This window comes from Phycisphaeraceae bacterium, from assembly GCA_015709595.1.
Taxonomy (GTDB): domain Bacteria; phylum Planctomycetota; class Phycisphaerae; order Phycisphaerales; family SM1A02; genus CAADGA01.
Genome location: CP054178.1, coordinates 159,226 through 180,387 on the forward strand (window position 1 = coordinate 159,226; position 21,162 = coordinate 180,387).

A 21,162-nucleotide genomic window follows, 5' to 3' on the forward strand; every position below is an offset into this window, starting at 1 on the left:
GGACTCCCTTGCACATCCGGTCGGTCAGAGCAGCTCCCCCAGACCGCCCGGCGGCAGGGGAAGCCCCAGTTCCTGCGCGGCGCGGGCCAGCTCCTCGGCGGCGCGCTGCTGGGCCTTCTCCAGCGCCGCGTTCACCGCGCCGACGATCAACTCCTGCGCCAGCGCGCGGTCATCGGCGTTCGACGGGTCCGCCAGTGCCGCCATGAGCGCCGGGTCCACCTCGATCGAGACGACGCGCAGCTTGCCGGTCGCGGTGGCCCTGACCACGCCGCCGCCCGTGTCGGCGGAGACACGCAGGTCTCCCAGCTTGGAGCGGACCTCCTCCAGCCGCGCCTTGATCCGGGGCAGATCCTTCATCAGCCCCGCCATGCCCGTGAGATTGCGAAGCGCATCAAACATGTTCACTCCCGGAAGCAGCGTCGGACGCCCCCGCGCCCATGACACGATCGTCGTGCTGGGTCGTGCCGCGATGGTCATCGATATTCTCCACATCGCTCTGAACGCTGACGATCTCGGCGTTGAACAGCGTTCTCACCCTGGCGACGATCGGATGGGAGGCGAGGGCATCGACCTCCGCGCGACTGCCTCGCCCGGTTGGCTTGATCTCGCCGGCGGCGACAGGCCCGGCGCCGGCTGGCGTGACCGTCGCCGGAGCCGTTGACGCCATCGGTGCGCGGGTGACTCCGACGGAGCGGCTGATGAGCGTGGTGGAGGCCGGGTCCGTCGGGCGACCGAATGACGCCGGCCCCGCGGGCGTCAGCCCCGCGTCATCGGACTTTTTTTTTTCGACGCCCGCGGCGCCGGCCCCCCCTGCCGTGCTCCCCTTGACCGACCCCTGCAGGAGCGCGGGGATTGACGCCAGCCGCTCCGTGAGCGCCAGGCGCACGATGACCGCGTCGAACAGCGCTCGGGGGGTGGAGGAGGCCTTGACCGACCGCGAGGTCGTCTCACACAGGGCGATCATGTGAACCACGGCTGGCAGGTCGAATCGCTCGGCATGACGCTCGGCGGCTTCTCTCGCGTCGCCGAAGAGTTCGACGAGCTCCGAGTCCTTGCCGCACGCCGCGATGACCATGACGTTGCGCAGATGCTCGGCGAGGGTCTCCAGGGCCTGCTCGATGGAGGTTCCCCGCGCCAGCAGGTCGCTGGCGGCTGTCAGCGCGGCCCTGGGATCGCCCGCCGCCATACCGTCCACCAGGGCGGCGACCAGCGCGTGGTCGGGCGTGCCCAGCGTGGCCTGCAGCACGTCCTCGGTCACCCGTCCGTCGCCGGCGGCGATGAGCCGGTCGAGCAGACTCAGCCCGTCGCGCATCGAACCGTTGGCCAGCCGCGCCACTTCGAGCACGGCCTTGGGCTCCGCCTCGATCGATTCCTTCTCCAGCACCTCGCGCAGGTGGGCGGCGATCTTGGCGGCGGGGATGTTGCGGAAGTCGAAGCGCTGGCAGCGCGACTGAATCGTCGCGGGCACCCTGTGCGATTCAGTGGTGCACAGGATGAACTTGACGTGGCTGGGCGGCTCCTCCATCACCTTCAGCAGGGCGTTGAAGGCCTGAGGCGTGAGCATGTGGACTTCGTCGATGATGTAGATCTTGTACGGACAGCGGGCGGGGCGCAGCCCGGCGTTGGCGATCAGGTCGCGCACCTCATCAATGCCGCGGTTGCTGGCGCCGTCGATCTCGATCACATCAATGTCGTCGCCCCGCAGGATGGCGGCGGCGATGGCGTCCTTCTCTCGGAGCGAATCGTTGACGTTGAGCGTCTTGGCGAAGATGCGGGCCATCGAGGTCTTGCCCACGCCGCGCGTGCCCGTGAAGAGATAGGCATGGGCGGTGCGGCCGCGGTCAATGGCGTTGCGCAGGGTGGTGGCGATGGCTTCCTGGCCGACGATCTCCTCGAAGCAGGTGGAGCGGTACCGCCGCGCGAGCACCGTGTAGGCGCCCGTCTGCTTGGTTTCGACGGCGTCCATTCCGGGAAGGAGCGTGGTCATCATGCACCCGTGGCCGGGGGAGGGGCGGACGCCCCGGCATCCCGTGGCCCGGCGGCGCGGATGACGACCAGGTAACCGAAGGCCCGGACGACGACGCTTATGGCTGCTGCGGTCAAGCCCTGACCAGGTTCGCGAGCCATCCGTCCACCGGCCCCGGTCGTCATCCGACGCCGCGGGGTCCACAAGATCACACGATCCCGCGGGGCTGACATCCTATCGCGCCCGACGCCCGTGGTACACTGGTGGCATGACGGATGATCTTCAACCCGGCGCCGAACCCCTGGATTCCGCGCAGGCCGCCGGTTCGGCCGCTCCGGCGCTTCGGGCCGGGTATCAATCGGTCGGCGATCGATTGGAGCAGGAGAAGCGGTCGGTCCGCATTCTCATGCGGGTGGTGCGCTTCCTGTTCCTCGTGATGCTCGTCACGGTCACCACGCTGACCGTGGGCAGCCGCACCGATCGGGTGGAGGAGTTCACGCCCGCCACGGTCATCGCCATCGTGCTGAGCACGCTGGCGGTGGGCGTGATCGTGCTGGCGGTGGACTACCTCACTCCCAACAAGCGCCTGGCGTCCACGGTGGCGGTGTATCTGGGCATCTGCGTTGGCCTGCTGGGCGCGCTGGCGGTGGCCAAGCTCATCGACGTCATCGCCCAGGCGTGGGGATTGCTCGGGGCCCAGACGCAGCCCAATCCATACATCGAACTGGCCAAGGTCGTGATCGGCATCGTGCTGTGCTACCTGGCGGTGTCGTTCGTGCTGACCACCAAGGACGACTTCCGGCTGGTCATCCCGTACGTCGAGTTCGCCAAGCAGGTGCGTGGCACGCGGCCCATGGTGCTTGACACCAGCGTGCTGATCGACGGACGCATCGAGGCCATGGTGCAGTCGGGCTTCGTGGACGCCCCGCTGGTCATTCCGCTGTTCGTGGTGGAGGAGCTGCAGGCGCTCAGCGACAGCAGCGACCGGCTCAAACGCGCCCGTGGACGACGCGGGCTGGATGTGATCGCGCGGCTTCAGTCGCAGGGCAACGTGGATGTGTCGATCGAGAGCTTCGACGTGCCGGGCCACGCGGTGGACAAGAAACTCGTTGATCTGGCCAACCTTCAGCAGATGCGCATCCTCACGACGGACTTCAACCTGGTGAAGGTGGCCCGCATCAACGGCGCTACGGCGCTGAATCTGAACGACCTGGCCGCCGGGCTCAAGACCGCCGTCGTGCCGGGCGAAGTGATGCACGTGGACATCGTGAAGCGAGGCGAGAACGAAGGCCAGGGCGTCGGCTACATGCCCGACGGCACCATGGTCGTCGTGGAGCAGGCCATCGAGCACCTCGGCCACGGCGTGGACGTGGTGGTCACCAACTCGGTGCAGACCAGCGCCGGACGGCTGGTGTTCGCGCGCGTGGCGCGTCTCGACGACATGCAGGCGGAAACCGAAGCCCGCGTGGAGGATTCCGCCGCCGGAGCCGCTCGCGCCGCGACCGCCCAACCGCGTTACACCGGTCCGGTTCGTCGGGAGAACCCGGTCAACCCGCGCCGAAATCCGCGCCGCTGAGGACCGGGGTCGGTCCCGTCGCCCGGCGACGCGCGGTTCACACCACCGATCCATGCGCCATGAACGTCGGCGGCAGGGCCAGCGCGTAGTCCACGCACTGCCGCATCACGTCGTACGAGCTCAGCCCGTACCAGAACACCACCCACGTGTCGGTGCGGTAGCAGCCCTGCGACTGCTGGAAGTACCATCCGTTGATGGGGTTGTTGGCCCGCGAGCGCCAGAACATGCGCGGCACGTCACGCCGCATGCGGCTCCAGATCGAGGCGCCAAGTCCCAGCCCCTGGGCTTCCTGCGTCACGGCGAACTTGTCAAGGTACAGGACCTCCGGCGTGGGGCTTTCCTTCGTCACGATCGCCGCTCCGCGGTACGAATCGGTCAGGTACAGCCGATCCAGCGGCTTGGTGGCGAAATAGTCGGGCGTGAGCGGACGCTGAAAGCACGTCTCCAGCAGGGTCCGCAGCCGGGCCACGTCGATCTCGGCGAACGAGTCGAACCGCTTCACCCGCTCGCCCCTTCGCACGAGCGTGCCCGAACCCATGTGCGTGAAGAGCTCCTTGGCCAGCCGATCGGGCGAGGTGATCGACACGCTGGTGGTATCGGGCAGCCGGTCGAGCAGGGCCTTCACTTCCTGCATCTTCAGCCGCATCCCGCCGCTCACCCACGGCTGAGCCATCAGGGTGTCGTAGTCCTCCGCCAGGTTGACGGCGGGGATGATCCGCTCCTTGTCATCCAGCAGCCCGCCCGTAGGCGTGAGAAAAATGATCTTGTGCGGCTGCACCGCGATGGCCAGCTCACGGGCCGCCACATCGGCGTTGATGTTGAGAATCTGGCCGCTCGCGGTCTCGCCCAGGCACGCGATGATCGGCAGGTGCCCGGCGCGGATGCACGCCTCCACGGGGTCCAGGTGAACGCGCGTCACCTCCCCCACCAGGCCGTACCTGTCCATGTCGAGCGCTCGGGCCTCGAAGACGCCCGACGTGATCGGCCGCGCCCGCGTGCCCAGCGACTCCAGCTCCTCCACCAGGCGCAGGTTGACGCGCTGGAACGTCCGCCGCGCGTGCTCCAGAATCTGCGGCGTCGTGACCCGCAGCCCGTCCACGCGGGTGGACTCGATGCCTTCCTGCTTCAGCGCGGCATCGAGCTGCTCGCCCGCGCCGTGGACGACGATCGGCGTCAGCCCCACCTGGTGCAGGAAGGTCAGCGCCGAGGCCAGAGCATCCAGATGATCCTCGATCACGCCCCCGCCCACCTTGATGACGGCGAACCGCTGCCGATCCACACTGGCGTACTGCTTGAGGTACTGGTCCACCTCGCGAGCGCTGCCCAGGTTGGTCAGCAGCCGGGCGATGATGCCCTTCGTGGAGCGGTGCGGCGATGGGGCGAGTTCTGTTGAAAGTGTGGTCATGTGGAGAGAGGTGTTTCAACACGTGAGCGACGCAAGAACAACACGGAACGGAAGTGATTGTTCCGGAATCCGGAGCCACGATTCTACGACCGGATCGGACCGCCATGTCACGATCGTTCGTGCCTCCATGCGGACGATCTTCCCAAGCCGATCGTTGGCCACGCGCGCCGCTTACCCACGACTCGTTCCACCCCCGCACATCCCTCGGTTGTTGAACTCAACGAATACCACGATGACGATCACCCGCCCTGCAGTTCCTTCAGTTTCGCCAGCACTTCCGCCGCGTGTCCGGCCGGGTTGACGGCGGGCCAGTGGTGCGCCACCCGTCCCTCCGGGTCGATCAGGAACGTGCAGCGGACCAGGCGTCCGCGGCCGCCCTCTTCCGCGGGCGGAACCCACGCTCCATACTGCTTCATCATCTCGCGGGCGGGGTCGCTGAGCAGGTCCACCGCCAGCGAGCACTTCTCGCGGAACGCGCGGTGGCTCGCGGTGCTGTCAGCGCTCACGCCGAACACCGACGCACCCGCGTCGGTGAAGCGGGGCAGCAGATCGGTGAACTCCCTGCCCTCGACGGTGCAGCCGGGGGTGTCATCCTTGGGGTAGAAGTAAAGCACCACCCAGCGCCCCGCCAGGGAATCCAGCGCGACCAGCCGGTCATCCTGATCCGGCGCCGCGAAGAACGGCGCGGCCAAGCCCGCCCATCGGCCATCCGCGGGCGGGTAGATCGGAACCGGCGGTTCGGCCGGCGGCATGACGGGCGGCGTGCTCGTCTGACCACTCCCCGAGGCGCTTCCGCCTGCTTGACCTCCGTTGACGTTTCCCCCGCCGGGTTGACCGGTCCCTGCGCCACTCTCTCCTGTCTCCCCTCCTCCCACGGTCGCTCCGCTTCCATCGCCGGGCGAGCCGCCGACGGGCGCGGGCTGGTTCGCCCCTGCCCCCCCGCTGCCACCCCCTCCCGCAGGCGCCTGCGGCTTGCAACCGGTCATCATCAGCACACCGGCCAGTCCGGCGATCACCAACGCACGAGGCAACGAGGCATGGAGGATTGATTTGAGCATGGCGGCTCCTTGCTTTGGCGTGATTCTACGCCGAACTGAGGAGCGGCTGGGCCGAATCAATGGATCGAGTACCCGGCGTCTGAGCACTTCTTTGTTGATGATTCGCATGGTGCTCCTGCCCATTCACCTCTTCGATGTCCCTTCGCCGATGAAAACGGGTCATGCTGCGCCCAGGTCAGGGTCTGGTCATCTTCGCCGTCGCCCTCCTCATCTTCGGGGTGGTGATGGTCAACTCGGCGGGTCTGTCGGTGCAGGAGGCCGACGGCATCACACTGTCGCGCGTGCTGACCAGCCGGCCCATGATCTACGCCCTGCTGGCCGGGGCGATGCTGGCGATCGGGGCATGCGTGCCGGTCAGGCGGATCTTCACGGCCCGAGGGCTGGCGTCGCCGATCCCGTGGCTCACGCTGGCCACGCTGGTGTTGCTGCTGGCGGTCTACCTGCCGGGCTTGTCGCGCGAGATGAACGGCTCGAAGCGCTGGCTCAACCTGGGCGGCGTCTCCTTCCAGCCCAGCGAGTTCGCCAAGTGGACGCTTATCATCCTGCTGGCGTGGCACGGGGCCAAGCGGGCCGCGGTGATGCACCGGCTGACCAGCGGCTTTCTTCCGGGGGTCTTCCTCATCGGGCTGGTCTGCCTGCTGATCGGCGTGCATGACCTGGGCACGGCGGTGCTGGTGGGCCTGGTGGGCATGGCCATGCTGGTGGCGGCGGGCGTGCGCTGGTGGCAGGCGGGGATGCTCGTGCCTGTGGGGGCGGCGGCGTTCACCGCGGCGGTCATCCACAGCCCCTACCGCATCAACCGCCTGCTGGCCTATGTCAACCCCTTTGATGACCCGCAGGGCATCGGCTACCACGTCATCCAGTCGATGTCCGCCGTCTCCGGGGGCGGGCTGGCGGGCCGCGGGTTGGGCAACGGGGTGCGCAAGTTCGGCTACCTGCCGGAAGACACCACCGACTTCATCTTCGCCATCATCTGCGAGGAGCTGGGCATCTTCGGCGCGGCCCTGGTGCTGTTTCTATACGGCGGGCTGGTGGTGTGCGGCCTGCTGGTGGCGCGGCGCGTCTCCCACCCTTTCCTGCGTCTCGTGGCCCTTGGGGTGGTGCTCACGATCGGCCTGCAGGCGGCGATCAACATCGCCGTGGTGACGGGCGTCGCCCCGACCAAGGGCATCGCCCTGCCGCTGCTGAGCCACGGCGGCACCGGCTGGGCGCTCACGGCCTTCTCAATCGGGCTGCTGGTGTCAATGGATCGGCGCGTTCGCGAAGAAGAAGAGGCCGAGGCATCGGGGCATCAAGGCATTGAGGGGCAGGAAGACGACGACGAGGCGATCCTGCCCGCGGGGGTGATGTGAGTCCGGGCGATGGGCGCATTCTCAGGCGAACGGGATTCCGGGGCGGCTGCAACCAATCGGGCGGCGCCGAGGCGATTGCTTCCACAAGTCCGTGAAGTGTGTGATATCGTGTCTGTTGACCCGCCGGAGCGGGCTGGCATTGCTTCAATCGGTACGGGTAGGACGGCCAATCGTGGGGCTGCGATGGAGGAGGCGCGTCGTGACATTACGGGCACAGTCGTGTTCGCCGGCGGCGGCACGGGCGGGCATCTCTCGCCCGGGCTGGCCGTCTCCGAAGAACTGGCGACCCGCGCACCGGGACTGAAGCGGGTTTTCGCCTGTTCGACGCGGTCCATCGACGCCCACATGCTCGGGCCGTCAGGAGCGAACGAGCGATTCGAGCCGATCGAGGCGTCGGTATTCAGCGTACGACCCGCCGGACTGTGGCAATTCGTGCGCACCTGGCCCGGCGCGGTCAGGCAGGCGCGCGAGCTGCTGGAGCGCGAGAACGGGACGGTTGTCGTGGCGCTGGGTGGATTCGTGGCCGCGCCGGTGGTGCGGGCGGCCTGGTCGATGGGCCTCCCCTCGGTCCTGCTGAACCTGGACGTGGTGCCCGGCAAATCGAACCGGCTGGTCGCGCGATGGTGTCGCGAGGTCATCTCGACCTGCCCTACGCCGTCGCTGCCTCTCTTCGCGTCGCGCCTCATCCCCATGCCGCTGCGTCGATCGACCCTGGCGAGCACGTTCGGCGGTCGGGCGGCCTGCAGGGAGCGGCTTGGTTTCGATACACAGCCGGAAAAGCCCGTGCTGCTGGTGACCGGCGCGTCGCAGGGCGCGGCGTCGCTCAATGACCTGATGCTCCTGCTGGCGCGGGAGCACGCCGACCTGCTGCGCCCCTGGCAGGTGTACCACCTGACGGGTCACGGCCGCGAAGGCGACATGGCCGCCGCGTATGAGCAGGCGGGCGTCCGGGCGCGGGTGGAGCCGTTCCAGCCGTCGATGGGTCTGGCGTGGGGCTCGGCGGATCTGGCGATTTCCCGGGCCGGAGCCAACTCGGTGGCCGAGATCGCCGCCAACGCCGTGCCCACGCTCTTCCTGCCCTACCCCCACCACCGCGACCAGCACCAGCGCTTCAACGCGGCGGAACTGGTCGAGATCGGCGGCGCGGCGTGCGTGGAGGACAAGGTCGATCCCGCCGCCAACCTGCGTGAGCATGGCGATCTGCTGCGTTCACTGCTGACCGACGCCTCTCGCCGCGCCGTCATGCGCGAAACGCTCGAGGCCAACCGCCCCGCCAACGGAGCCGCCACGATGGCGGACATCGTGGAGCGACTTGTCACCGTCGCCCAATGCGAATCGTCGCCCTGAGTCGCGGCATCAGCCGACGGGATGCGTTTCCAGCCGCGATGGAGCAACGGCGGAACAAGGGAAGGCAAGGAGAGGCAGCCCGTGCCGGCAACCTGCCAGCGGCAACCGATAACCGACGTTCGACCACCTCATTCGGATCTGTGCGGACTGTACGGGATGCAACGTCACGCCCGGATCGAGTTCTCGGAAGCATGGTGATGAGAGGCCGATCGCCGTCCATCCTGTGCTAGACTTCAGTCACGATGCCCGCTGTTTCGACCATTCTGCACGCGGCCGCCGGGGGAGATGTGGCGCGGGTGATTGTCGTGGCATCCAACGGCGCGGCCCCGGACGAACTGCTGCACGGCGCCCGCGACGTGGGAGCCGAGATCGTGGTCACGGGTGACCTGCTGTGGGCCTTTTCCGATGCCGCCCTGGCGGGGCGACTGGAGGCCATTCGCAGCGCCTGGGGGCTCGCCAACGCGGGGCGGACCGTGATCGTGGGCGTCGAGCCGGTCAACGAAGAGGATTGGCGAGAGTTGGAGCAGGCCAAGGCCGCCTTTCTGCCGGAGGCGGCGCTGCTGCGGTGGGCGGGAGTGAGCGGCCAGCCGTCAACAGGCAGCCGTCAGGGGGAGGAAAACAGAACCGCGGAAGAACGCAAGAACGACGGCATGCGGGCGGAAGTGGCGGGGGTTGCGATCGAAGAACCCGGGACTCGGAACCTGCCGGCATCCGGCACTCAGCACCCGGCGCTCAGCACTCCGCTCACCGCATCCGCTGCGACTCAATCCCTTGTTGAACTGGTCGCTCTATCCCCGCCTGCCCTGCGACTGGCGCACAAGGCCGCGGAATCGGATGCGGCCATTCCGCGTGAACAGGAGGATGCCGACGACGAGCGCCCCACGCTGACGCGCGAGGAACTGGCGATGCTGCTGGGGCCGTTGGACGACGACGGTGCGGGCACCACGCTCCCGGCAGGGGCGCGATCCGGGGGTGGAACATGAATCCCGCGGCGCCGCAGCATCGGGCCAGTCGCGGCCGAGTGGTGGCGGTTCACCGCGCGCCGATCTTTGACGAATCGCTGACGGCCCCCTCCGACGGCGTGATCCACGTGCAGACGCTCTTTCAGGCCGTGGGCGAGGTGGCGCGGTCGAGTGCCCGGGAACCGGTCGATGCGGTGCTGATTCATGCGCCGCTGGCGAATCGTCCGCTCGACCTGGTGCTCAGTTCCATCCAGCGTCTCGATCCGTCGGTGATGGTCTTTCTGGTCGTCGAGCCGGATGACGTGAGATCGGCCGAGCAGGCGCGGGCGAGCGGGTTCGACGGGGTGCTGCAGGCCCCCGTGAGCGTTGAAGCGCTGGAGGCGGCGCTGATCGGCGAGGTGACGCCCCCTGCCGATGAGGAGGAGGAGCATCCACTCGACGAACGCCTCCCGCCATCGGCCGTCATCCGCAAGACGGAAGCCGTCGAGATCGCGGCATCGCCCGATGCACCCCGCGGGGACGCCGGAGCCGGGAGCCGCCAGCCATCCGCCGCGGGTCCGGCGCAGGTGGATGCTTCGACCATCGCTCCGCACGAGGCCACGCAGGCGCCGGACCGACCTGCTGGTCACGGCTCCGTCATCGCGCCTGCCGCCCATCGGCTCGGCGACGTTGACATGGTCGAGACCATCCTGCGAGACCCGGACGCCGCGGTGGAAACAGCCGTCCGACTGATTCAACAGGAGACCGGCTGGACCGATGTCCGGCTTCTCCCCGGCGACGAGGCGAGCCCATTCGAACAGAACCGACCCGGCGCGGTCACGGCTGCCGCCTTGCGAGTCCGTTTCGGGTCGGACGACCATGGCGTGCTCTCCTGTCCGGGCGCCGAGGCCGCGGCGCTCGAGGCGTGGGCGGCATGGCTGGCGCGATGGCTGTCGCTGGCCAAGGCCCAGCGGACGCTGTGCGCCCTGGCGTACTCCGATCCCCTGACGGGTGCGTGGAACCGTCGTTTCTTCGACGAATTCATGCCGCAGGCGATCGAGCACGCGCGAGCCAAGCGGCGGACGCTGGTGGTCATGGTCTTCGACGTGGACGACCTCAAGTCGTTCAACGATCGTCACGGACACGACGCCGGCGACCGCGTATTGCGCGAATGCGTGCGCCTGCTGCAATCGGTCATTCGCAAGGGCGACCGGGTGTGCCGCATCGGAGGCGATGAGTTCGTCGTGGTCTTTGCGGACGAGGAGCCGCCGCGGCGCGCCGGTTCGACGCCGGTGGAATCGGTGGAGGTGATCGCGCGGCGCTTCCAGGACGCCATCTGCGCCGCCCGGCTGCCCGCGCTGGGGGATGGTCCCTGCGCGGGGCTGAGCGTGTCCGCTGGGCTGGCCACGTTCCCGTGGGACGCGTCCGACGCCGAGTCGCTGCTGCGCGTCGCCGACCTTCGGGCTCTCGAGTCCAAGCGGCGCGGCAAGAACGCCCTGACGATCGGACCCTGCCCGGAGTCTGATGAACCCCCCGCCGGTTCCGCGCCGAATCCTGCCGTCGAGCGGTGATCAGCCGAGCGTGTTGAGCCGGTCGATGAACGCCCGCACCAGGCCGAACTTGCGCCGGTTGTGGTGGAAGACCAGGCGCGGCAGCTCCATGTGATCGGTTTCGCCCGACAGCGGGCCGGATCGCTCGATTCGCCCCGATCCAAGCAGCGGCGTGAACTCATCATTGAGCCGCGTCAGCAGATCATCGGAAACCGGCTGGTTGAGCCGCACCACGAAGAGTTCCTTGACGTAGCGGCTGGAGTGATAGACGCGGTAGAAGCGGCAGACGTGCTGCACCGCATCATCCACGTCGCTGGCGATGTGATACAGCCCGGGATCCTCCGGGCTGATCCAGCCATTGTGACGCAGGTTGCCGAGGATGTAGTCGTTCCAGTTGCGCCAGTACCTGCCGCCGGCGCCTTCCACCAGCACGATGGGAATCAGGTTGCTCTTGCCGGTCTGCACCAGCGTCAGGGCTTCGAAGAGTTCATCCTGGGTTCCGAAGCCGCCGGGGAAGGCCGCCACCGCGTCAGAGTGGCTCATGAACATGAGTTTGCGGGTGAAGAAGTAGCGGAAGTTGACCAGTTTCGGATCGCCGGCGATCACGGTGTTGGCGGTGGTTTCAAAAGGCAGACGGATCGACAGCCCGAAGCTGGCCTCGCGCTGCGGACCTTCGTGCCCGGCCTTCATGATGCCGTCACCCGCCCCGGTGATGCACATCCACTGACGGCGCGCCATCGCCGCGCTGAAGGCGCGGGCGGCGAGGTAGTCGGGATGATCGGGTGGCGTGCGGGCCGAACCGAACACGCTGATCTTGCGCGTGCCGCGGTACTCGTTGAAGACGCGGTAGGCGTAGCGCATCTCCTTGAGCGCGCGGTTGAGCAGCTTCACCTGCCCGGTATCGTGCCCGTCCGGAATGAGCTTGAGGCAGGTCTGCACCAGCTCGACGATCATGCGCCCGTCGGCATCGTCGGTTCGGCCCCCCACCATCGAGACCAGCCGCTCGATCTCCTCGATAGTCACCGGGTCATCCACCCTCCGGGGGGGTTGGGGTGAGTCGTGCATCAGTCGCTCCCTGTGTGAACCATCATTGGCTGTTCGGCGCGTTCGAGACGGGCCGCAGCGCCGGGGCCGCCCGATGCCCGGATGACCTGTCCAGCCCGAGCAGGCCCGACAGCGCCGGGATTGGCACCAGCCGGGCGCGCGTGCCGGTGATGGGGCCGGTCACCTGGATGGCGTAAATCTGATCGGTGATGAAACCGACGATTTCGCTCAATCCGGGCACCGCACCTCGCCCCCGCCCGCGAAGGCGCAGGTCCACCACAAGGTCGTCCAGCGTCATGATCCCGCTGCCGGAAAGAAGGAGTGAATCGCTCTCGAAGAGAATGTGCTCCACCACCGCCACGTCGCCCTCGATGTACGCCGATGCCTCGGCATAGTTGAGCGAAGCGTTGAGCGGCAGCATCAGCTGCGAAAGCTGCAGCAGCGGCATGGTGATCGGGTTCCGAGCCAGTGTCCCGTCGAAGACGCGAAGCGACGCCGTGCCTCGCCGCGACGCCGGATCCCCTCGCATGCCGCTCATCGACAGTCCGGCGAAAACCATGCCTTCGGGGCCTCCCGCGGCTCGCCCACCACCATTGGCGCCGTGGGTCGGCCCGGACGCGGATTCGGCCCGCTCCGCCAGCGCCCTGAGGTCGACTCCCACGGCGGTGGCGTCGAGCATGTACCAGCCTGGCTCCGCCGGGAAGCCGGGAAGCCGCCCCTCCCCGACCTGGAGCCGCACGTCCGCCGTGACCACGCCGCCAGCCAGATCGGCTCGGAAATCGGAGATCCGCAGCGCGTCGCCGGTCTCGTTCAGGTGAACGCGGGTCCGCAGGTTGGCGAGCAGTCGCTCCTTGGCCACGGCGCGATCGGCGTGAACATCCAGCACAAGACGCAACGGCTGGCCGGGATTGGACTCCACGGCGGCGTCGATCCGCCCATCCACGTTGGAAAAGAGCAGTCCCGCATCCAGCGTCGCCCCTCGCACCACGATCGGCCCGGTCATGGACACGCTCCACGGCGCGGCCGTCGCGCCCTCTCGTGCAGCGTGGAGCCGCACGCCATCCAGTTCAACCGCCTCGCCGAACGTGAGGGCGATCGACTGGAACGCGTCCTTCACCCCCTGCGGCAGGAACGCCAGAATCTCACCGCCATCTCCGCGCCCACGGTAGCGAATGTTCAGGTCCAGCAGCGTGCGGTCGTCGCGCATGGCGGCGTCGCCGGTCACGTCGAAGGTCGCGCCGCTGGCCAGCGTGCCCCGCGCATCGTGCAGCACCAGTCCCAGGGCGTCCGCCTCGATGGCGCTGCCAGGGTCGAAGGTCATGCGCAGCCGCTCGCCGCTCACCGTGGCCTCCATCGTGACGGGGCGGATGACCGCGCGGGCTTCCGGCGGATTCCCCGGGGAAATGGCGGCCTCGAAGGAAGCATCGAACACTCCGGCGGGGTCGTAGGACTCGTAGGTCTCGATCAGAGACTGGCGCCCCAGCACGCGCAGCACCTCCACGGGCCACACGGATTCGAACCGCGCGCCCGTGACCGTTCCATCGACGCGAAGCGTGGCCTGCCGGTCGTTCAGCCCGTACGCGCCGTGCAGCCGCAGCAGGCCGTCCGGTTCGCCGCGGTCCAGCACCTCGAGCGCCAGATCGGTGAACTCGATGCGGCTTGAGCCGAGCGTGACCGACGCCCTTTCGCCCGTGCCGCGCAGGCGAAGCGTCTGCTCGCCCAGGTGCAGCGCCACGTCGCGCGGCTTGACCGAAAGCGCCAGCGGCGACAGCACGCCGCCTTCCGAACGGTACCGCAGTGAGGCGTCGAACATCCCCTCCGGGCGGTAGCGCTGCCAGAAGGCCGTGGCGGCTTCCGCTCCTTCGCCGGGAAACAGGTTGAGCAGGTACTCCTCCAGCGCGAAGCCGGTGAAATCCACGTCCAGATCGATCGCCTCGCCGCCCTGAGCCGTGGCGTTGCGCACCTCGCCCTGCACCGTCACGCGACCCTCGCCGCGACGACCCGTCATGCCGGGGTGAGCGATGGCGATGCCGCGACGCGAGATGGTCATCGACCCGGCCACCTGGTCCAGCGAGAAGCCGGTCGGCCAGAACAGCCCAAGCCCGCGCATGGCTCTGGTCAGCTCCTCGCGCGGCTCGGCTCGCGCGCCATCCACCACGGCGTCGATCGACCAATCCACCTCGCCCGCCTCATCCACGCCGATGCGGGCCACGTAGCGGAAAATGCCTTCCAGACCGGCGGCCTCGATCATCCGTCCGACGCGGGAGATGGCGCCGGCCTCGTCCTCCCGCGCTTCGTTGGACCCGAACGGAATGGCCGCCAGCAGCGCCGGATTGAGCACGTCGTCAATGACCCCGATCGTCAGGTCGGGCGCGATGCGCACGCCGCCTTCGGGCTTGCCGGGCGTGCGAATGTCTCCATTGACCAGCACCTGCCCACCCCCTGCCGCTACGCCCAGCCAGTCGCGCACGCGAGCGCCGTCCCGTTCAAGAACGAGTTCGCCGCGATGGATGCGGAATGGATACGGGAACCGGTCGAACATCAGGCCAACGTCATGCAGGGTGATGACGCCCGTGGTGTGCGTCGCCTGCCCTCGCCCTTCCTCGCGGTCGATGCTCAACTCCAGGTCCACCGTGCCGCCCAGATGAAAATCACGCATGGAGCGAAGCCGCTCCAGCGCCGCCAGCCGCCGGGCGATCTGCACATCCAGCGCGGCGACGGCCTCGCCATCCGCCAACGGCAGCGTCCGCTGGCGCTCCGCCTCCTGCACGAATGCGACGGTGGACGCCTCGGCGCGGGCCACCTGCTCGTCGCCGGGCAGCACACCCGCCTGCGCGAGCCGCTGGTACGAGGGTTCATGCAGCAGCGCGTCGATGATGCGCTGATACTGCTCGCTCATCGCTTCGCGCAGGGCGTCATCAACCGGCAGGCCCTTGCCGCTCACGCGCAGCCGCACGCGCGGCCACTTGGTCAGCGGCTCCACCACGCCTCCCAGCGAGACCGTCCCCCCGCGCGGCCCGGACCCAATGAGGGAGAGCACCTCGATGCGGTCACCTTCGAAGACGATCTCGGCGGTCACGTTCTCCAGCGGATAGGGGAACTTGACGTAGGCGCCGCTGGCCTCGGTCATCTTGGCATGACCGCTGGTGCGCAGCGGCTGAGGCACTCGAGTTCCCGCCGCATCCGACGGCGCGGCGGCCCGCGTCACGTGCACGCCCGTGTTCAGCACGCAGGTTCTGGCGTTGAACAGCCGCAGCACCTCGGCCACCACCTGCGGCAGCTCCACGGTGCCGGCCCCGCCCCCCGCCTCGACCAGCCGGAAGTCGTCGAGCGAGAGCGTGAGATCGAGCTCGGCGAACTCCGCCACTTCCAGCGCCCACTGCTCGCGGTCATCCCACGAGATGGCGGGAATGCCGCCGATGGTTCCATTGATGCGGTACGGCACCGCCGCGCTGTCGCTCGGGGCGAGGTTGCCCGCCACCACGCCTCGCAGGTCGCTCAGCCGAAGCGTCTCGCCATTCAGGTCAATGCGTCCCGCATCCACCCGCAGCCGGGGAAGCCCCTCGATGGGCGTCACCTCGCCCGCCCGGTAGCGGGCCCAGATGACCTCCGGCGGCAGCGGAATGGTGATGCCGATGTCCTCCACCGCGATCCATGCATGCGCGGGCGCTCCCGGCTCAAATCGCACCCCCGCATCGCGCACACGACCATCGAGCTCCAGCCGGTCCCACCACGACCGCACCACCAGCGGCGTCAGCGACTTCATCCGCTGGTCCAGCGTCAACCCGCTGATCCGCCCGTCCAGCGCGAAGTTGCTGACGTTGACCCGCCCGCGAATGGCGAATCCGCCGTTCGGCAGGACCGCGCCCCTCTCGTCCCGCTCCTCGATGTCGTAGTTGTACCACTCCGACCCCGCCTGCGCGTGAATGCTGCCGGAGATCGGCATCGACCCGGTCGGCCGCCACCGATCGCCATCGTGCGTGCCCATTTCAAGGCGGCCTCGGACGAGTTCGACAATCAGTCCCGGAATCGGAGTGTCGGCCCCGGAGTCGTCGGTCTTCGCCCCCAGCGAACTGAAGTTGAAGCGACCGGCCTGGTCCTCATCCTCGCTGATGCGGAGCACCGCGTCCTGGAACTGGATCGTGGCCGTGTCGATCGTTCCGCCGATCAGCGCCAGCAGGTCGGTGCTGATCTCGGTGCGCGGCACGAACAGCACTCGTCCCGCGTCGCCACCCACGTCGGGCGATCGGATCTCCAGGTTCTCCAGCACCACGCGCTGAAAGCCGCGCACTCGCACCGCGCCGATGCTCACTTCGCCGCCAAGCCCCTTCGACAACTGCGAAGCGATGATGGGCGAGAGCACGAACGACCGCGTCATCACCCAGGCGGCGACGACCAGCAGCGCCACGATCACGCCGAGCGCAATGACCGCCCGGCGGGTCCACCACCTCAGCCGTGCCCCGGATTGGGTGCGTTGATCGCGCTCCGTCATGCGATTCCCTGAACCCGCACGGGTCGGGATTCTATGATCCCGCGTCCCACTCGACCCTTCCGCGCCGGGCCCATGGGTCCGGCGGCGTCGTCCACGCCGCGAACACCGGACGCTCACCCGCGCCCCTTCGGCCTCCATTCCACGTCCCCCACGCCATGCAGTGCGTTGGCGCGGCGGGCCAGGGCGAAGAGCAGGTCGCTCAGCCGGTTGAGCAGAACCAATCCCTGCGGGTTGATCGGCTGCAGCCGCGACAGCGCGAGCGTCCGCCGCTCCGCCCGGCGGCAGATGGTCCGCGCCAGGTGCAGACGGGCGGCCAGTTCCGATCCGCCCGGCAGGACGAACGCCCGCATCGGCGCATTGACGCCATCCACCTCGTCAATCCACGCCTCCGCCTCAGCCACGTCCGCGGCGTCGATGCGGGCGATCTTGCCCTCGTGCGGCGAACCGATGGGCGTGGCCAGGTCCGCCCCCAGGTCGAACAGCCGCGACTGCACCTGCCGCAGAATCTCGCCCAGACGCCTCATCCCTGTCCCGACTTCACCACTTGCCGCAACCGGCTGGCGCGGTTCGATGGCGCCGAGGCAGGAGGCCGCCGCCAGTCCGACGGCGGCGTTGAGTTCATCCACGTCGCCGTAGGCCTCGACGCGAGGGTCGTCCTTGCCCACGCGCGGGCCGCCGAAGAGTCCCGTGCTGCCGTCATCGCCCGTGCGGGTGTAGAGTTTCATGCCCCAAGGATACAAGCCCCCCGCACCCGTTACCCGAAACCCCGATCGAGCCGATCACAGTAGAACCGGGGGAGCCCGCGAGTCGTAGACGAGGCGGCCTGCCCCCGCCGTGGAGAACCATCGATGAACCGGACGATCGTCACCGCCTGCCTGCTCGTCGCCTGCTGCCTGCCCGTGGGCGGATGCCTGCTGGCGACCTCGAACTCAACATACGAGACGGGGCGGCTCGTGTCGTCCAACACGCTGTCTCGCGTGGAAATCGGCAAAACCACCGAATCGTGGCTCATCGGCACGCTGGGCGAGCCATCCTCTCGCTCCACCGTGAGCGAGGCGAACCCCAGGGTGGAGATTCTGCGCTACGACTACACCAGGCGGGAAGAGTCGGGCGGGGCGCTCTTCCTCATCTTCGCCGGCTCCTCGACCAGAAGCACCACCAACAGCACGTGGTTCGAGGTCACGGACGGCGTGGTGACCAGCCACGGCACGGACAAATAACTGAGGCAACGGCGTTCAGCAATCCTGACGAGTCCGTGCCCATGCGGCATCGCCACCCATTCACTTCGTCCGGCATCCCGACAGGCCCCAGGCACGTCCGGCGGAACGAGGCGCGAAACGATGTGAGAAGATGCCGCGTCCTTCTCGACAGATGGTTCGTCGGTCTGATCTGCCGGAAACTGGACCTTGCCTGTTCCCGCGGGGAGCTGCCCTGATCCCGGCGCGGACAGACCCGCTCCCGTTCGGAACTGACCGGACGCCGCGGGCGCCAGACCGGACCCCGATGGGAACAGGTCTGTTGAAAGAGGGAACTCTGAGGAAGGGCGCAGGAACTTGGCTCGACGCGCGACTCGATCGACCCGGCGACACGGCGCCCGAGCGCGTCCGGACCACCCCGTGCCGATGCACGGCGGCATGCCTCAGACCCCCTCCACGCCGACCAGCGCGATCCCCCGCTCCTCCGCCGCGGCCAGCACGGCGGGTTTCTCGACGAGAATCACGCGCCCCGCGCCGACCGCGATGCAGCCCCCCCCGCCGCGCGCCACGGCCTCGATGGTCTGCACGCCGATGGTCGGCACGTCGGCCCGCATGTCGTGGCGCGTGCTGGCGGTCTTGAGAAGCGTCCAACCCTTCGCCCGGCACAGTTCGCCAGCGCGCTCGATCAGGCGATCCGTGCCCTCGATGGCTTCCACGGCGATCACGTCCCGGTCACGCACGGCGATGGATTGGCCAATGTCCAGCTCCACGACCTGCCTGAGCAGCGGCCAGCCGAAGGCGATGTCCCGCTGCTGGGCGGCGGTGGGCTGACGGCGGGTCATCACGCCGGGGGTGGCCAGGTGGTCGGGGATGTAGGTGGTGGAATCCATGAGCGTGATGCCGCCGCGGGCCAGTTCCTCCGCCACGGCCCGCAGCACGGCGGCGTTGCGTCGGTCGTGGCGCAGGTGACGATACCACACGACGGCGGCGCGCAGGTCGGGGATCTGGCGGAAGAGGCGCAGCGGGTCGTGCATGCGCTCCTTCTTCACGCCGCCCACCATGACGGCACGGGTGATGCCCCAGCGGCGGAGCAGCCGCATCCACTGGCCCAGGCGCACCCAGCCGGCCGAGCGGAAGTCATCGCAGACCTCGGGCAGTTCGGGGTCGTACTGACCGGCCAGCCCCACGCAGGAGACGCGGGCGCCGGCGGCTTTCATGCCCCTGGCGATGAGGATGGGCAGCCGCCCCTGACCGGCGATGAGGCCGAGGCGGGGGGGTGGATTGGGCGACGGAATGGAGTCCGAAGTGTTCACCACGCAGGCGCATCGAATTTGCAACCGCCGTCTTTCCGTGATCTCCGCGTCGGCGACGGCGAAACGGTGTTTCAGAATCGCCGCTATTTCAGCCGCATCGACTCCAGCGACACGCACGGTGAGTCCTTCACCTCGCTGAGCACGAAACTGGTCCGCAGTTTCCCGATACCGGGCACGGCGGCGAGTTTGCGGCTGACGAACTGCTCGTAGTGAGCCATGTCCTCCACCCGCACCTTCAGGATGAAGTCCTCGTCCCCGGCGCAGTACCAGCACGACTGCACCTCGTCGAGAGCGGTCAACTGGCGGCGGGCCTCCTCCAGCACCGCGGCGCTGTGCTCCTTGATGCTGATGTGGACGATTGCCGCGATCGACTGGTTCAGGCGCACCGGGTCGAGCAGGGCCGCGTAGCCCTTGATGACGCCCTGCGACTCGAGCTTCTTCACGCGCTCCAGCGTGCTGGGCGGGCTGATGCCCACGCGCTCGGCGAGCATGGAGTTGGTGATCCGCGCGTTGCCCTGCAACTCGCGCAGAATCGCCCGGTCGATGGCGTCGAACTTCACCGGTCTGGCCGCGGCCTGCCTGGGCATATGGTGGTGATCGTAGGCGGCGAGGGCGGACCATTGATCCGCCCGCTCCAGTCAGCCAGGGCGGCCACATGATCGTGCGGTCCCGCGCCGGCGCCTGATCCCCCCACCACGCCCCACCACCCCGTCACCACCACCCTCAGTTCCGCACTCGCCAGATTACCTGGTCCTGCCGCGCCTGCCAGATGGGGGCGATGGTGAACGCCAGGGCGTTGTACTGCAGCAGAACGCGCATGTTCCCCGTGCCGTCCTCGATGAACCGGCCGGGGTTGGCGGCGACGATCACATCCGTCACGATGTCCGTGGTGGGCAGCGTGCGCGAGTTGAGCACCTCGTACTGGCTGGTGTCGTAGTTGAAGGCCATGAGTCGCTGGAAGATGTTGTTCACGCTGGCGTGCGACTCCACGCGAATCAGCAGTTCGGCGGGCGACTGGATCGGCGACTGCCCGCGCACCTCGATCTGCACCGGTGGTACGGCGGAAGTGCGGAACACGTCGGGGCGCGTCACCACCCGCAAGTCGTCGCTGAGGAACAGGTCGCTGAGAACGCCTGACACCGGCAGTCCGCGCACGCGGGTGAATGACTCGGGAGTCACCACCACCTCGCCCGGCGTGTAGTCCACGATCAGCACCGGACGGTTCTCCGGCACGGGGTTCTCCCGGCTGTCGAACCGCTTGGCGGTCACGCTGACGGCCTCGTTGCCGATGAGCACCCAGCCGAAGTTGGCGGCGGGATTGTCCAGCCAGCCCTGCACGTCCCCCACCATGCCGGATGTGCTGCCCCAGGTGTACGGGCCGAACTGATCGACGACGGCCATGGCGCTGGGTGCGGCCACGAAATCGCCCCCCGGCCCGCCCCAGAACTGCGTGTCAAAGAACGTGTGCCGCCACGTAGCGTCGCCCGCTTCGGCGGGCGCGCCCGAGCCCTCGTTGCCGAAGGCGTCCGAAGCGCCCTCTCCCCAGTTGCTGACGACGCGATGAAGCGTCATCTCCTGCGGTCCCGAGATCGTCATCGACATGTTCAGACGCAGCGTCACGCTGTTGATCGTCGCGCCGGGCGGAATCGCCCCGGCCACATCGAACGCCAGCAGCGCCCTGCGCACGCTGTTCTGAACCTGCGCGGTGCGGCCCGCAAAGAGATGCTGCCCCGCCCCGTTGCTCCACAACCCGTCAGGATCCTGATACAGCGTGTTGTCCTTCATCGGCGTCAGCTGCACCTGGTCGGCGTGAACCGCCCCGCCAGCCACGATCACCAACACCACGACAGCGAAGCACTTCATGGCTTTTCTCCTCCACTCCACCGCCCGTCCCGGGTCGGACTGTCAGAACAGGGCGATCG

16 protein-coding genes and 1 other RNA gene are annotated in these 21,162 nt (G+C 68.3%); 6 read left to right on the forward strand and 11 right to left on the reverse strand.

Annotated features, from left to right (window positions below):
• Positions 1-24: 24 nt before the first annotated feature.
• From HRU76_00755 to ffs, 3 genes are all read right to left on the reverse strand, one after another.
• Positions 25-399: a YbaB/EbfC family nucleoid-associated protein gene (locus HRU76_00755; protein ID QOJ16213.1), complete on the reverse strand. Its 375-nt coding sequence runs from the start codon at positions 397-399 to the stop codon at positions 25-27.
• Positions 392-1,990 carry a DNA polymerase III subunit gamma/tau gene (dnaX, locus tag HRU76_00760; protein QOJ16214.1) on the reverse strand — a complete coding sequence of 533 codons (1,599 nt, stop codon included), beginning with the start codon at positions 1,988-1,990 and terminating at the stop codon, positions 392-394. Before dnaX ends, HRU76_00755 begins: the two co-directional genes overlap by 8 nt.
• 59 nt (positions 1,991-2,049) lie before the next feature.
• Positions 2,050-2,146, reverse strand: an RNA gene (gene ffs, locus HRU76_00765) — signal recognition particle sRNA small type.
• An 88-nt stretch (positions 2,147-2,234) separates the two neighbouring features.
• Here ffs and HRU76_00770 point away from each other — a divergent pair.
• Complete coding sequence (locus HRU76_00770; protein ID QOJ16215.1) at positions 2,235-3,542, forward strand: PIN/TRAM domain-containing protein; 1,308 nt, start codon at positions 2,235-2,237, stop codon at positions 3,540-3,542.
• 37 nt (positions 3,543-3,579) lie between these two features.
• On the opposite strand, the gene HRU76_00775 is transcribed toward HRU76_00770, so the two are convergent.
• Positions 3,580-4,947: an acetylglutamate kinase gene (locus tag HRU76_00775; protein QOJ16216.1), complete on the reverse strand. Its 1,368-nt coding sequence runs from the start codon at positions 4,945-4,947 to the stop codon at positions 3,580-3,582.
• Positions 4,948-5,186: 239 nt separating this feature from the next.
• Positions 5,187-5,699 (reverse strand): peroxiredoxin, encoded by a 513-nt coding sequence (locus HRU76_00780; GenBank protein QOJ16217.1) that lies wholly within the window; start codon positions 5,697-5,699, stop codon positions 5,187-5,189.
• A 467-nt stretch (positions 5,700-6,166) separates the two neighbouring features.
• Between HRU76_00780 and HRU76_00785 the strand changes: the two genes are divergently transcribed.
• The 4 genes from HRU76_00785 to HRU76_00800 all read left to right on the forward strand — a co-directional run bounded on the left by HRU76_00785 (position 6,167) and on the right by HRU76_00800 (position 11,216).
• Positions 6,167-7,357 carry an FtsW/RodA/SpoVE family cell cycle protein gene (locus HRU76_00785; protein QOJ16218.1) on the forward strand — a complete coding sequence of 397 codons (1,191 nt, stop codon included), beginning with the start codon at positions 6,167-6,169 and terminating at the stop codon, positions 7,355-7,357.
• Positions 7,358-7,576: 219 nt separating this feature from the next.
• Positions 7,577-8,704, forward strand: a complete 1,128-nt coding sequence (locus HRU76_00790; GenBank protein ID QOJ16219.1) for a UDP-N-acetylglucosamine--N-acetylmuramyl-(pentapeptide) pyrophosphoryl-undecaprenol N-acetylglucosamine transferase — start codon at positions 7,577-7,579, stop codon at positions 8,702-8,704.
• 242 nt (positions 8,705-8,946) lie between these two features.
• Positions 8,947-9,687, forward strand: coding sequence for a hypothetical protein (locus HRU76_00795; protein ID QOJ16220.1), 741 nt, complete (start codon positions 8,947-8,949; stop codon positions 9,685-9,687).
• A complete protein-coding gene (locus HRU76_00800; GenBank protein QOJ16221.1) occupies positions 9,684-11,216 on the forward strand; it encodes a diguanylate cyclase in 1,533 nt (510 codons plus the stop codon). The genes HRU76_00795 and HRU76_00800 overlap by 4 nt, the downstream gene beginning before the upstream one ends.
• On the opposite strand, the gene HRU76_00805 is transcribed toward HRU76_00800, so the two are convergent.
• The 3 genes from HRU76_00805 to HRU76_00815 all read right to left on the reverse strand — a co-directional run bounded on the left by HRU76_00805 (position 11,217) and on the right by HRU76_00815 (position 17,456).
• A complete protein-coding gene (locus HRU76_00805; GenBank protein ID QOJ16222.1) occupies positions 11,217-12,260 on the reverse strand; it encodes an LOG family protein in 1,044 nt (347 codons plus the stop codon). It abuts the gene before it with no gap.
• A gap of 22 nt (positions 12,261-12,282) precedes the next feature.
• Positions 12,283-16,731, reverse strand: a complete 4,449-nt coding sequence (locus HRU76_00810) for a hypothetical protein (protein QOJ16223.1) — start codon at positions 16,729-16,731, stop codon at positions 12,283-12,285.
• A 113-nt stretch (positions 16,732-16,844) separates the two neighbouring features.
• Positions 16,845-17,456, reverse strand: coding sequence for a cob(I)yrinic acid a,c-diamide adenosyltransferase (locus tag HRU76_00815; GenBank protein ID QOJ16224.1), 612 nt, complete (start codon positions 17,454-17,456; stop codon positions 16,845-16,847).
• A 123-nt stretch (positions 17,457-17,579) separates the two neighbouring features.
• Between HRU76_00815 and HRU76_00820 the strand changes: the two genes are divergently transcribed.
• The gene (locus HRU76_00820) at positions 17,580-17,951 is read left to right on the forward strand and encodes a hypothetical protein (protein QOJ16225.1); all 372 of its coding nucleotides are present in this window, start codon (positions 17,580-17,582) and stop codon (positions 17,949-17,951) included.
• Between the two features lie 419 nt (positions 17,952-18,370).
• Here the strand turns inward: HRU76_00820 and lpxI are convergent, their stop codons facing one another.
• From lpxI to HRU76_00835, 3 genes are all read right to left on the reverse strand, one after another.
• Positions 18,371-19,243, reverse strand: coding sequence for a UDP-2,3-diacylglucosamine diphosphatase LpxI (gene lpxI / locus HRU76_00825; GenBank protein QOJ16226.1), 873 nt, complete (start codon positions 19,241-19,243; stop codon positions 18,371-18,373).
• 80 nt (positions 19,244-19,323) lie between these two features.
• Positions 19,324-19,827, reverse strand: coding sequence for an Lrp/AsnC family transcriptional regulator (locus HRU76_00830; GenBank protein QOJ16227.1), 504 nt, complete (start codon positions 19,825-19,827; stop codon positions 19,324-19,326).
• 136 nt (positions 19,828-19,963) lie between these two features.
• Positions 19,964-21,103, reverse strand: a complete 1,140-nt coding sequence (locus HRU76_00835) for a DNRLRE domain-containing protein (GenBank protein ID QOJ16228.1) — start codon at positions 21,101-21,103, stop codon at positions 19,964-19,966.
• Positions 21,104-21,162 lie beyond the last annotated feature (59 nt).